This window comes from Oleidesulfovibrio alaskensis DSM 16109 (genome assembly GCF_000482745.1).
Classification (GTDB): Bacteria; Desulfobacterota; Desulfovibrionia; order Desulfovibrionales; family Desulfovibrionaceae; genus Oleidesulfovibrio; species Oleidesulfovibrio alaskensis.
This window is the reverse complement of record NZ_KI519496.1, coordinates 158147-170029: the sequence shown is the minus strand read 5'-3', so window position 1 is coordinate 170029 and position 11883 is coordinate 158147. Positions and strand designations below refer to the sequence as shown.

Genomic DNA, 11883 nt, shown 5'->3' with positions numbered 1-11883 from the left:
CGGGCAAAGGGAATGATTCCCCTTGCATCCCCCGTTGCGCCACAGGTGGTCCGGTCAGCTGTGCGCTTTCGGGCGTATGGGGCGGCTGGTTATGCGCGGAGCAGTGCAGTACAGCGCGCTGCAGGCATGTCTATGAACGATGCGATGCGCGCATTGAGGGTGCAGGGAGATCATCTCCCTGCCCGCCGGAGGCTGTTTTTGTTTCAGGGTTTGTATGTCTCCGTGTTGCGGTACGGCGGTAAGTAGGGCTTGGGTGCGTGTAAGAATGGTGGCTGTTGAGAAAAGAAAACCCGCATTATGCGGGTTTTAGGATGTAGTATATTGACCGGCGGGGTATGCTTTCGGGCGCAGAGAAGCAGGCCGCAGTAGCGGCCGCAAAAAAAGTGCGGTTTTGTGCCGTTACTTCATGCGGTAGGTTATGCGACCACGGTTCAGGTCATACGGCGACAGTTCCACGCGCACTTTGTCTCCGGGCAGTATGCGGATATAAAATTTACGCATTTTACCGGAAATATGAGCGAGTACTGTGTGGCCGTTTTCCAGCTCTACCTGAAACATTGCGTTAGGCAGAGCTTCCTGAACGATTCCGTCAACTTCGATGGCGTCTTCCTTCGCCATGACTCCTCCTGATGGCTCCGTGCGGTATGAGCAATGCGGCGCAAAAACACCGCAAAACCAACGCAATCGCCATTCCACAAAAAAAGAAGCCTGTCAATAAAACAGATGGTTACTCTGTTTTTAACGCGGTCTGCTTTTCATTTTTCATGGCAAAGCCTACCAGTACGAGCCCGCCGAGGATCATGGGCAGGCACAGAATCTGTCCCATGGTAACCCATCCGAAGGCCAGATAGCCGAGATGCAGATCGGGTTCGCGGAAGAATTCCACAAAGAATCGGAAGCTGCCGTACAGCAGCAGGAACATGCCAGAAACCGCCATTCGGGGCCGTGGTTTGGCAGAGAACAGCCACAGGATTATAAAGAGAGCGACACCTTCGAGCGCGGCTTCGTAAAGCTGCGACGGGTGGCGGGGCAGCGGTCCGGCGCCGGGAAACACCATGCCCCATTCAGCGGAGGTATGTCTTCCCCACAGTTCACCGTTTATAAAGTTGCCCAGCCGTCCGGCAAGCAGGCCGGGAGCTACCAGAGGCGCAGTGAAGTCTCCTACTTCAAAAAGGGATTTACCTGTGTGGCGGGCAAACAGCCAGATGGCAATGATGACACCCAGCAATCCCCCATGAAAGCTCATTCCCCCGTTCCATATTTTGAAAATATCCAGCGGGTTATTTAAAAAGTATGACGTTTCGTAAAACAGTGTGTAGCCCAGTCTGCCACCCAGAATGACACCAAAAACGCTGTACGTTACCAGATCGTCAACCTGTTCTACTGTCCAGCCGGACCCCGTCTTGAGAGCGCGCGACCGGGCAAGCAGCCACGCGGCAACGAAACCCAGAATATACATGAGTCCGTACCAGCGGATGTTCAGCGGTCCGAGCGTAAAGGCTACAGGGTCAAAAGCGGGATATTTGATCATTCACTTCTCCGACGTGTGTGCTGTGTGAGTAAAAAGTACCGAGTGCCCGACATTGGTAGGCTTGCGGTGTTTTTTTTGTCAATCTAAGGAATAATATCACAAACAGCGCATATCCGCGCGGAAAGCCAGTTTGCTGTTTTATATGAAAAATAAAGTTGTGAATTACTGCGGGGGGCAGTTTTGCGAGGTATTCAGAGGGCGGCTGCACACGCGGTTTGTCTGTCTGCGGCTGGGGCCGGCAGGCAGATGCTGAAAACGGGGCGGGGGGGCTGAGGCAGGCTGTTATCTGATAGACGGCGTAACAGTATATGCGGTTCGATTGCGGAGTGGCGGGTTCTGGCCAAACATGTTGCGGTATAATTGCGGATGTTCTGCTTTAGACCGCTGTGGTTGTTCCGGCACCTGCCGGAAATCATACGTTTCAGGAACCTTTATTGTATCCCACAGATATAAGCTGTTCACCTTTGTCAGTACGCAGCGCCAGTACGGGAACTCTGCGTACGCCGCCGGACAGTTCCAGCATGTTTTGCATGGCCGTCAGGCTGCTTTGCACATCCATAAAGATGTGTCCGGGATGAGCCTCTCTTGCCCTGCGGGTGTGCGGGCAATTTTCCTTGCCATATATAATCAGCGATTCTGCCATCATAGCCTCCCGCGTTTTTCGCTTGTATAATAAGACGTGCGGCGCGCGGAAACAACAACTAACCGTACGCCTGACGCTGTGTGCATAAAAAAATGCACCCGCTGTTGACAACCTGCCCCATTGTGCTGCATAAGGCTCTTCCGCAAGGGGCTGTAGCTCAGTTGGGAGAGCGCTTGAATGGCATTCAAGAGGTCGTGGGTTCAATTCCCTCCAGCTCCACCACTATATTTTTTAAGAAAAAGGACCGTTTAGCTTAATAAGCTATGCGGTCCTTTTCTTGTGGTGAACATTTTGATCAACCGGCTGTTGGTCAAAGTGTTTGGGATCTGAAGTGCCCTATAGATGACGGACACGAAGCGAGAGGTTAAGAATACCGTTCGGGATGCCTTCGGAGCTGAGTTTACCCTTGAAACTTGTATTCGTAGAAATGTTTCGCTGGCTGAAGCTCCTAGCCACGGGAAAACTATTTTTGAATACGCTCCTACATCAAATGGAGCAAAAGACTATCACGCTTTGGCAGAAGAACTTGCTAGGCGAGTGGGGGAATAATGGCATTAGGGTCTAAAGGGAATACCGCAGTTAAAAAAGCGGGAACTGAGGGGAATCGGCTTAAAGTAGATTTGTTGATCGAGGCCATTACCCAAGAGCAAGAAGTCGTTAAATGCTTCCGTTTGCCCAATTCGCTGCTCGAAAGGTTTCAGCTTGTGAAAGAGGAGGTTGAAAAGCAATCTACCCAAAAGTTGACACGGAATGCCTTTATCCGGCTTGCTCTTAAAGAGTATTTGGAATCTTCAAACTCTTTGCAAGGGCACAAAGGTAAAGGGGCAGAAAAAAATGAACCTCGCCAAATAGTGAACCTTTCCTTTTTGCCTTCCCTTATTCTTCTCTATGAGGAAAAACGGTTCCATATGATTTCTCTTGGAGAGCCACCCTTGTCGTTTACGGATACGGTAATTGTCGCAATGGAGACACTTTTGTCTAAGATCGGAGCCTAAAAGAAAAGGCCGCATAGCAGTGCGGCCTTGGGTACCCCCTCACAAGAGGAGATAAAAACATGAATGACCATGAGTTTAAGCCTGAAGAAAACAAAGATCAAGAGCCGTGGGTAATCCTCCCATTTTTAGGAGGCCTGAAAAGTAGAGGCTATGCAGTTATTCTCAGTTTTTGGGCAGGGGTAACCCCCCCGATTCCCATGTTGTAGGTCCACAGCCAGTTGGTGGCATGGTCCTGCACCTCTTCAATGCTTGAGAACAGAAACTGCCCAAGCCAATCGTAGCGGACGGTCCGATTGTACCGCTCCACGTAAGCGTTCTGCTGAGGTTGCCCTGGTTGAATATGTTCAATGCGTATTCCCTGACTGGCAGCCCACATCAGTGATGTACTCCGGCCCGTTGCCACAACGAATCGACTCCGGCTTCCCCCGCCACTCCATAACCTGCTCAAGGCTTCGGATTACACGCTCTGCGGGCAGGGAGAAATCCGCTTCTATGGTCAGTCCCTCACGGTTAAAATCGTCAATCACATTGAACAACCTGAAGCTACGTCCGCTTTGCAACTGATCGTGCATGAAATCCATCGACCATGACTGATTGACCCGCTGCGGTTGCCCAAGCAGCTCCGGCTTTTCTCGGACAATGCGTTTCTTAGGTTTGATGCGCATGTTGAGTTCCAGCTCGCAGTATATTCGGTACACGCGCTTGTGGTTCCATCGATAGCCCCTGACATTACGCAAATGCAGAAAACACAGGCCGAACCCCCAGTTACGCTGGTTGTCCGTCAAACGAATAAGACAATCTGCAACTAGTTCGTTCTCAGCTGAAAGTTTCGGCTCGTACCGAGAGCATGTCTGGCTGATATTGAATGCTTCACAGACTTGCCGGATATTCAGTTGTTTCTCTTGAACGGCTTTTTTGGCCATCTCGCGGCGACGAGACGGCCTTACCAGTTTTTTGCCAGAGCCTCTGCAACGACCTCGGCCTTCATCTTTTCTTCGGCATACATTCGCTTGAGCAGCTTGTTTTCGCGTTCAAGCTCTTTCATGCGCGCCACCAGCGACGCATCCATACCGCCAACCTTTGCTCGCCACTTGTAGAACGTGGCACTGCTCATGCCATGCTCGCGGCAGAGTTCGGGTACAGGAACGCCGTTCTCGGCTTGCTTCAAAATGTTCAGGATTTGACTGTCGGTGTAGCGAGATTTCTTCATGTAGGATCTCCTCATCAGGGGTTACGAGAAAATTCTACTTTTCAGAAGCAACATTTTTCTGGGGGATTACCGTTGACTTATACACACGTGAGTGTGTATAGGTGAAGGAGAAGCATCTTCTTCTAAAGCTCCGATTATTAGGGTTTACTTTCCAAGAAGGACGAAGCCACACCAAGGTTTATGATAGCCACGGTAATAAAGTTTTAACCATCCCGAGGCATAAAGAAATAAAAGATCATTTGGTTCGAGTGATTGGAAAGCAAGTCGGAAAAAAAATTATAGTAGTGTGGGGGGGGGATTCCCCCCCCCCACACACACTACTAAATACAAAAGGGTATTATGGAAAAATTATATTACGGTGTTTTTATCCCTGCAATTGAGGGTGGTTACGTTGTAACCTTTCTAGAGTGCCCAGCCATAGGTACCCAAGGTGAAACACTTCAGGAAGCCTATAGGAACGCTTTAGATGTACTGAATATTGAGGCTGAGGAACAAGCCAAAAAGCGACAGGAAATGCCGGAACCAGCTTCCTATGAAGCTGTGGTCGCTTATGCCTCTGAAGAGATGAAAGGGGAGGGGGTAGATTGCTCGCGCGAGTTCCGCTTGCAGCTGGTGCCCGTGCCAACGGCAGACGCAACCCCTGTTAGAATTAATATTTCACTTCCTCGGTATATCCTTGAGGATCTGGACAGAAAAGCAAGGTCAAAGGGGTTTGGGCGTTCTCAGTTTGTTGCTTTTTTGACGCAAAAATTTGCAAGCTAGTTTTCGACCGGATCATAAACACTTACGGCTGGAGGAAAGAAAATGGTAGCGTTATCAATTCAGCGTTATGATGATGGTTCTTATGATGTTTTAGTAAATAGCCCGGCTGAATTGCTGGCGTACTGCCTTGCAGGAGAGATAACCGTTTTTGATACAGAAATACGCCTTCAAGGATTGGCGGCTGATCATGTTTACAAATGAATGGCCCTGATGATTACTATCCGGGCCATGGTGTTGCTCTGGTGTGCCAGCAGCGCCAGTGTACTCTTCTGCGTGTCCGCTATTTTTTACGCATCCAGAATATGCTTCCCACAGGGGGGCGGCCCTGCAGCGTTGTTACGGCCTGCAGAGGTTGCAGGGCAGGGTGCAACTCCGGCTGTGAGGACAAATAGTACGAAGGCAGCAGGATGTCGAATGCGGCAGCCCCGAACAGCAGGACGCAGGCCAGCAGGTATTGTTCGTTATAGTAGCGGCGTTCCCAGCCGGGCGGATAGTCCATGGGCAGGCATATGTCATGGATGCCGATAAGGCATCCGGCCGGAAGTATGGGAAGAATATCGAGAAAAAAGACGGTGACATCTGAATTTTGCAGCGCGCGGTGACTGCAGTCTACAAAAAGAATATCATCTGCGGTTACGGTGTCGAAAAAAGCGATATCCAGCGATTCGAGCGAATGGCGCAGCGTACGGTGACACAGGCTGTCCACTTCGCTTCTGGGCTGCGGGTCTATGGAGAAAATGCGTGTGGCAAGCCCGTGATCGCGCACGGCCCGCGCTGCGAATTTTGTGGAATGGCCGGAACCTACCTCTATAAACCGGCGGGGAGCATGTTTTGTCAGTGCCGTATATATGCTCATGCCGTCCAGTACAGGCAGCCAGTTGTTGTTCCAGCGCGGTTCCGGTGAATCTTCGGGAGCGTCAAAAGGAATTTTTGCAAAAGAAGGCGCCAGAGACGCAATATTTTCCAGAAATGGCAGGTAGTTCTGCCGGCATGAGCGGAAAAGCGTTTCCAGAGCCTGATGAGGGGGCTTACCGTGTCCCCACCGGATTTTGGGTTCAACAGGATATGGGTCGTCAACAAGCAGCAGAGAGCCGCGGGCCTGCATAGCTGCGATATCGGTGATGGAGATACTTTTCATATGGTTTCCGGATGTTGCGTTGTTGTGAGGACACACTGGTAATGCGGCGGTTGGCGCGACAGCAAATATACAAATCATAATATAATAAAATATATGATAATATTTTATCCACATGCTTGTATCTCATCGCGGAGTCCTTCCTGCCTGTTTATGCCGTATTGCTCCGGCAGGCTTCCGTGTGGCCTGCGGGATGTTGCCCCGCTCTGAACTGCATAAAACGGTTCCGCCGGTGGCCGCTGTATACCAAACGCATGGTCGTTGCAGGGACATGGTCCGGCCCGTATGCCGTGCCGTATTGTACTGGAAAAATATTACGGCATGACAGTATGATGGCGCATGTAACAACCCGTCGAGGCGCATAATTACAACCGGCAGTGATGCAGCGGTGGCGTGCTTTTTTTACGGTCTGTATTGTCCGTAAAAAAACGCGGCCCCGACTGTAAGGTCAGGGCCGCGGGACAAGACAGAGTGAGCTTGTGTGTGGCTACAATACCTTAAAGCTGCCGAGAGGCTTTTTCTGTGCATCCAGCAGATGAACCGAGCAGGCAATGCAGGGATCGAATGAATGAATGGTGCGCAGAATTTCCACAGGGCGGTCCGGGTCGGGACACGGGCATCCGATAAGTGACTGCTCGCCCGCGCTCAGTTTTCCGTTGGCGCAGCGGGGCCCCAGATTCCATGTAGAAGGTACGACCATCTGGAAGTTGTGTATTTTAGCTTCCTTGATGTCTATCCAGTGCGACAGGGCGCCGCGGGTTACACAGCAAAAGCCCACGCCGCGGGCGGAGTCCGGCATTTTCCATTCTGTGTATATGGTGTCTTCACCGGCTTTGATGCGTGCTTCGGTATCGTCAATCCAGCCCTGCATGCGCTGCATAAGCATGGTTGTTTCCACCACACGGCATACGGTACGGCCCATGGTGGAAAACAACTGATCAGGCTTCATGCCGGAATCTTTGAAAAAAGTATCCAGCATGGTTCTTGTTTCCTGCTCTTTACGGGCGTAGGCCAGCGCGCGCCGTGCCAGCGGGCCGGTCTCCATTGCTTCATTTTTGTAGCGCGGAGCCTTGGACCAGGAATACTTCTCCTTGTCCTCATATGATGTGTAGTGCGGCTCTGTAGCGCCTTCATAGGGCGTGCGCGGGGTATCGCCTTCGTACCAGCTGCGCGCCACATGTTCGTTGATATGGCCGGGGTCCAGCTCTTCGTGCTTTGTAAGATCGTTGCCCCACAGCACGCCCGAAGTGAAGTACGGGTCTTTGCCTGTTACCGGATCATGAAAATCTGCAAAGGCAAAGAAGTTGGATGTTCTGCCGTAGGCCAGCGCTTCAGGGTAGCGTCTGGTCATCAGCAGGATGTCGGGCATCATGGCGTTTTCAACAAACTCCTTGCAGTGTTCCCAGATCTTGCGGAAGTGTCCGATAACTTCCGGACGCAGGCTGTCGTAGCAGGTCATGCCGCCCACAACCATACTTTGCGCATGCGGGTTTTTACCGGCAAAGAGCGCCATGGCTCTGCCCAGTTCCAGCTGAATGCGCAGCCCTTCAAAGTAGTGGGCCGACATTATCAGGTTTTCTTCCGGACTCAGCTTGTACGCATCGTTGCCGCCCAGAAAATATGCCTTTTCCAGAAATCCCAGCTGTCCCGATTTCACAAACTCCTTCAGCCGCTTCTGAATGATGAAAAGCTCTGAAGGGTCGTCGCTTCTGTTGCTGGTGCTGCCCACAATTTTACCGGCCTTGGCCGGATCGGCCGTGGTGGCTGCGGCAACATCAATCCAGTCCAGCCCGTGCAGGTGGTAAAAGTGCACCAGATGGTCATGCACGATAAGCGCGGAGAGAATAAGGTGGCGCATGAGCTGTGCCAGCGGAGGAACTTTGATCTCAAGTGCGTCTTCGATGGCGCGGATGCTGGTCAGCGCATGGGTGTTTGTGCATACGCCGCAAGCACGCTGGGTAAACAGCGGGGCATCTTCCGGCGGTCTGCCTTTCAGAATCATCTCAATGCCTCTGAAAAGCTGGGTGCTTACCCATGCATCTTTGACTTTGTTGTTTTCCAGTTCCACCTCGATCTTGAGGTGCCCTTCGATCCGCGTCACCGGATCGACGATCAGCCTTTTGCCGGTGTGGTTCATTTTTTTCTGACTCATTCGGTCTTATCTCCTTTCGGGCGGCGCGGGTTAGCTTTCGGGGCCGTCTTCAATGGGGTGGAAAAAGGGCGAGTATTTGTCCCAGAAGTTGGGTTCGCTGCAGCCTATACAGGGGGCTCCGGCCTTTACCGGCCAGTTGACCTGATTGAAAAGCGCTGTGGGGCAGTTGTTATAGGTGTATGGCCCTTTGCAGCCCAGCTGATACAGGCACCAGCCTTTTTTGGCTTCGGGACTGCCAAAGCCCGGGGCAAATTCGCCTTTGTTAAAATGCTTCTGCCGCGGGCAGTGGTCGTGCACGGTATCACCGTAAAACAGCAGCGGGCGGTTCCAGGTATCAAGTTCAGGCATACCCTTGGTAAGCAGGTGCACCACTGTGCCCACAAAGTTCATGGGGTTGGGCGGGCAACCGGCAATGTTGATGGCATTCACCCCCACTGCTTTCAGGGCTTCGTTCACCCCTTTGGCTCCCGAAGGATTGGGCGCGGCAGCCTGCACACCGCCAAAACAGGCACAAGACCCCATGGCGATGGTGGCCATGGCTTTGGAGGCCACGCGCGCACACAGCTGAAACATGGTTTCTCCGCCCACTTTGCCGTATTCTCCGCCATGACGGGTGGGTATGCCGCCTTCGATGACGCAGATATATCCTTCCGGATTGATAAGGGCTTTTTCCAGCGCTGCGTGGGCTGCATCGCCTGCGGCAGCCATGACGGTCTCGCAATAGTCCAGCGAGATGGTGTTCATGATTATTTCGTCAAAATACGGCTCATACGCTCTGAGCAGTCCTTCTGTGCAGCCGGTGCATTCCGCGCAGTGCAGGTACACCACCGAAGGGCGTTTTTTGGTCATCAGCGCATGGGCTATCTGCGGGGCAAATGCGGGCCCCATGCCCAGAAAAGTAGCCATGACACCGCAGAACTTCATAAAATCACGGCGGCTGACCTCTCTGGTTCCTACGGTCATTTTCAGTGCATCAAATCTGTTACCGTTGGGCATGATATCCTCCTGTGGCTACCGGGGCTTGTGGCAGGCAGAGGTGCAGCCCACCGGATTTTTGCCGCCTTTGCTGCGCATCAGCGTGTGACAGCCCAGACAGCTGGGCGGACCGTCGGAGTGCCATGCCCGGTAAAAACCGGACTCGTCTGTGGGGTCATCGCTTTTATGGCATTGGGTGCAGGGCACAAATTTGCCCAGAGTCTTGTCTGATTCCTTGTGGTGACACTGGTTGCAGGAAACTCTGATGGCGTGTGCCCCGTGGGTAAAGTTGACCTTGGTGACCCACGAATTCAGCTTTTCATAATTGGCAGGCCGTTCAATGACGATTTTGTCGGGAACATCATAAGCCAGCAGCGGGGCCGCGGCGATGAGCAACACCGCCAGCGCCGCGGCGGCGTATAACAGAAGCCTGTGAGCCATGGTTCCTCCGTGGAAGATGGTTACTATGATGCAACCATCATACGCTCCGTTACCGGCTGTTAAATTATACATATCAGTCTGAGGATAACTTTTTTCTGCTTAAGGAACCGGAGGGGATGGCCGCAGAAAGCAGCCAGAGTGCCGGAGTGCGCCTTTGCGGGGGGGAGGCGGTGCGCGGCGCATCAGCTGTGTACTGAATGGAAAATGGGAATAAGCAGGCGCGGGCGGAACGTGATAACGCACGCAACGGCACGCGGACACCGGAGAAGGAAAGGAGTGAAGGAAGTCCGGCAAGCGCGCCGGTGCGGTGAAAGTCAGACGGCGGGTACAGGCTCTGTACAGTCGGCGGCATGCACGGTGTACGAACTTTCCACCCTGTTTCTTCCGCCTGCCTTGGCTTTATACAAAGCCTGATCGGCACGGCCGAGTGCTCTGGTGAAGTCGGGTTCTTCCGGCAGCATATTGGCAATGCCTATACTGACGGTGACAGCGATGGAAGCGCCGCCCAGCTGAAGGGGGCATGCGGCAATCTCCCTGCGGAGTCTTTCGGCCAGACATACAGCACCCCGCTCGTCCGAAGGCTGCAGCAGCGCGACAAACTCTTCTCCGCCGAAGCGGAACAGTTGATCTGTGCCTCTGAACTGTTTTTGCAGCATGGCGGCAAAATGCCGGAGCAGGGCGTCACCTGCAGGATGGCCGAACTTGTCATTGACGGATTTGAACCGGTCAAGGTCCATCACAAGTATGACCAGCGGTTCACACAGGCGGTGCAGGCGGGCCACATGATGGGCTGCGGCCGTGTATAGAGCCCGCCGGTTGCCCAGTCCGGTCAGCGGGTCTGTCCGGGCTTCCTTTTCCAGCATCTGTACCAGCCGTTCATTGATCATGCTGCTGACTCCCATCATCAGCATGATGCCGAAAACCAGAGAGACAAGAACGGAAATTCTGATAAGCGGGCCAGCCTGCAGATACTCCACAGAACTCTGCTGGCTTAGCAGGCTGACTGTTCCGTAAATAATGCTGTATGAGCCGTGCAGCAGGCAGCTGATGCCTGTTATTTTGCAGAATGTGACGTCTTTTACGCGAACAAGCGTGTATCCGCAGAGCAGTCCTATTATGCCGACAAGAGTATTGACAATGAATATCCGTATGAAAATATTATTGTCGATGGCAACATAGTATGTATAGGTGCAGGCTGATGCAGCTATGATAGCGGCGATAAAAGACCACTGGCGTTTTGTCAGTTTTTCTTTGCCAAGAAATACTCTTACCCAGTTATATATTATAATAAGAAAAAGTAAAGCGAGTGAGTTGCCGAAAAGTACTGAGTAGACTGTTGGTATATAGCCTCTTGTAAAAAAGCTTACCATGCTTACAAGTCCGCAACTGAATCCGGCAATAAGCCATTTTACACCATCTACAGGAACTTTTCTTGTATACATATAATACGAAAAGCCCGTGGCGATAAGAAATACAAGAGCATTGAGTATGAGAACTGTGCGGATGTCTATCATGATATGGTGCTGTAATGTGCGTTGTGTGGAGGCACTATACCGGTATTTGCGCGCCTGACAAGACAAGACAAGGCGTCCTCTGCTCCGTGGCAGACGGCCCGGAAAGGTGCTGCCATACGGACAGGCGGATATGTTTACCATATCGGGCGATGAAAAAATTAAACTTATAATCTGCCCGCAGGAGGCGTCTTCAGGTGTGGTTGCTTCATGTCTCCGACGGGCAAGGGGAATGATTCCCCTTGCATCCCCCGTTGCGCCACAGGCCGTCCGGTCAGCTGTGTGCTTGCGGGCGTGCGGGGCGGCATTGCCGGTACGGAGCAAGGCAGTACAGCGCGCCGCAGGCGTATCTGTGGAGTGTGCGAGGCGCGCGTCGAGGGTGCAGGGAGATCATCTCCCTGCCCGCCGGAGGCGTTTTTCTGTGTGATTGTTTTCTGTCTCCGACGGGCAAAGGGAATGATTCCCCTTGCATCCCCCGTTGCGCCACAGGCCGTCCGGTCAGCTGTGCGCTTGCGGGCGTGCGGGGCG

The 11883-nt window shown here is 52.6% G+C and carries 12 protein-coding genes, 1 tRNA gene and 1 pseudogene; 5 read left to right on the top strand and 9 right to left on the bottom strand.

Annotated elements, in window-relative coordinates; translation table 11 throughout:
• Positions 1-399: 399 nt before the first annotated feature.
• From infA to H586_RS0117430, 3 genes are all read right to left on the bottom strand, one after another.
• The gene (infA, locus tag H586_RS0117445) at positions 400-618 is read right to left on the bottom strand and encodes a translation initiation factor IF-1 (protein ID WP_011369410.1); all 219 of its coding nucleotides are present in this window, start codon (positions 616-618) and stop codon (positions 400-402) included.
• A gap of 109 nt (positions 619-727) precedes the next feature.
• Positions 728-1531 (bottom strand): prolipoprotein diacylglyceryl transferase, encoded by an 804-nt coding sequence (lgt, locus tag H586_RS0117440; protein WP_027182650.1) that lies wholly within the window; start codon positions 1529-1531, stop codon positions 728-730.
• A gap of 421 nt (positions 1532-1952) precedes the next feature.
• Complete coding sequence (locus H586_RS0117430) at positions 1953-2174, bottom strand: UXX-star selenoprotein family 1 (RefSeq protein ID WP_011369408.1); 222 nt, start codon at positions 2172-2174, stop codon at positions 1953-1955.
• 146 nt (positions 2175-2320) lie between these two features.
• Between H586_RS0117430 and H586_RS0117425 the strand changes: the two genes are divergently transcribed.
• Both H586_RS0117425 and H586_RS0117415 read left to right on the top strand, forming a co-directional pair.
• Positions 2321-2396, top strand: a tRNA-Ala gene (locus H586_RS0117425).
• Positions 2397-2722: 326 nt separating this feature from the next.
• A complete protein-coding gene (locus H586_RS0117415) occupies positions 2723-3169 on the top strand; it encodes a hypothetical protein (RefSeq protein WP_011369407.1) in 447 nt (148 codons plus the stop codon).
• Between the two features lie 148 nt (positions 3170-3317).
• On the opposite strand, the pseudogene H586_RS19765 reads toward H586_RS0117415, so the two are convergent.
• Positions 3318-4379 (bottom strand): annotated as a pseudogene (locus H586_RS19765) (IS3 family transposase).
• Between the two features lie 101 nt (positions 4380-4480).
• Between H586_RS19765 and H586_RS20780 the strand changes: the two are divergent.
• From H586_RS20780 to H586_RS20775, 3 genes are read left to right on the top strand one after another with little or no spacing between them, the layout of a single operon-like run.
• A complete protein-coding gene (locus tag H586_RS20780) occupies positions 4481-4759 on the top strand; it encodes a type II toxin-antitoxin system HicA family toxin (RefSeq protein ID WP_155891414.1) in 279 nt (92 codons plus the stop codon).
• Positions 4719-5141 carry a type II toxin-antitoxin system HicB family antitoxin gene (locus tag H586_RS0117400; RefSeq protein ID WP_011369406.1) on the top strand — a complete coding sequence of 141 codons (423 nt, stop codon included), beginning with the start codon at positions 4719-4721 and terminating at the stop codon, positions 5139-5141. Before H586_RS20780 ends, H586_RS0117400 begins: the two co-directional genes overlap by 41 nt.
• A gap of 42 nt (positions 5142-5183) precedes the next feature.
• Positions 5184-5342 carry a hypothetical protein gene (locus H586_RS20775; protein WP_155891413.1) on the top strand — a complete coding sequence of 53 codons (159 nt, stop codon included), beginning with the start codon at positions 5184-5186 and terminating at the stop codon, positions 5340-5342.
• A 79-nt stretch (positions 5343-5421) separates the two neighbouring features.
• Here H586_RS20775 and H586_RS0117395 read toward each other — a convergent pair whose 3' ends face one another.
• From H586_RS0117395 to H586_RS20320, 5 genes are all read right to left on the bottom strand, one after another.
• Positions 5422-6279: a class I SAM-dependent methyltransferase gene (locus H586_RS0117395; protein WP_027182647.1), complete on the bottom strand. Its 858-nt coding sequence runs from the start codon at positions 6277-6279 to the stop codon at positions 5422-5424.
• Positions 6280-6763: 484 nt separating this feature from the next.
• On the bottom strand, positions 6764-8428 hold the full coding sequence (locus tag H586_RS0117390; RefSeq protein ID WP_027182646.1) for a nickel-dependent hydrogenase large subunit: 1665 nt from the start codon (positions 8426-8428) through the stop codon (positions 6764-6766).
• Positions 8429-8458: 30 nt separating this feature from the next.
• Complete coding sequence (locus H586_RS0117385; protein WP_051364092.1) at positions 8459-9424, bottom strand: hydrogenase small subunit; 966 nt, start codon at positions 9422-9424, stop codon at positions 8459-8461.
• A 15-nt stretch (positions 9425-9439) separates the two neighbouring features.
• Positions 9440-9844, bottom strand: coding sequence for a cytochrome c3 family protein (locus tag H586_RS0117380; RefSeq protein ID WP_011369401.1), 405 nt, complete (start codon positions 9842-9844; stop codon positions 9440-9442).
• Between the two features lie 314 nt (positions 9845-10158).
• Positions 10159-11358 carry a GGDEF domain-containing protein gene (locus H586_RS20320; RefSeq protein WP_051364091.1) on the bottom strand — a complete coding sequence of 400 codons (1200 nt, stop codon included), beginning with the start codon at positions 11356-11358 and terminating at the stop codon, positions 10159-10161.
• Positions 11359-11883 lie beyond the last annotated feature (525 nt).

Excerpts from the sequence above, each read along its gene's own strand:
- lgt (WP_027182650.1), bottom strand. The coding sequence starts at position 1,531 with ATGATCAAATATCCCGCTTTTGACCCTGTAGCCTTTACGCTCGGACCG.
- H586_RS0117385 (WP_051364092.1), bottom strand. The coding sequence starts at position 9,424 with ATGCCCAACGGTAACAGATTTGATGCACTGAAAATGACCGTAGGAACC.
- H586_RS0117395 (WP_027182647.1), bottom strand. The coding sequence starts at position 6,279 with ATGAAAAGTATCTCCATCACCGATATCGCAGCTATGCAGGCCCGCGGC.
- infA (WP_011369410.1), bottom strand. The coding sequence starts at position 618 with ATGGCGAAGGAAGACGCCATCGAAGTTGACGGAATCGTTCAGGAAGCT.
- H586_RS0117430 (WP_011369408.1), bottom strand. The coding sequence starts at position 2,174 with ATGGCAGAATCGCTGATTATATATGGCAAGGAAAATTGCCCGCACACC.
- H586_RS20320 (WP_051364091.1), bottom strand. The coding sequence starts at position 11,358 with ATGATAGACATCCGCACAGTTCTCATACTCAATGCTCTTGTATTTCTT.
- H586_RS0117400 (WP_011369406.1), top strand. The coding sequence starts at position 4,719 with ATGGAAAAATTATATTACGGTGTTTTTATCCCTGCAATTGAGGGTGGT.
- H586_RS20775 (WP_155891413.1), top strand. The coding sequence starts at position 5,184 with ATGGTAGCGTTATCAATTCAGCGTTATGATGATGGTTCTTATGATGTT.
- H586_RS0117415 (WP_011369407.1), top strand. The coding sequence starts at position 2,723 with ATGGCATTAGGGTCTAAAGGGAATACCGCAGTTAAAAAAGCGGGAACT.
- H586_RS0117380 (WP_011369401.1), bottom strand. The coding sequence starts at position 9,844 with ATGGCTCACAGGCTTCTGTTATACGCCGCCGCGGCGCTGGCGGTGTTG.
- H586_RS0117390 (WP_027182646.1), bottom strand. The coding sequence starts at position 8,428 with ATGAGTCAGAAAAAAATGAACCACACCGGCAAAAGGCTGATCGTCGAT.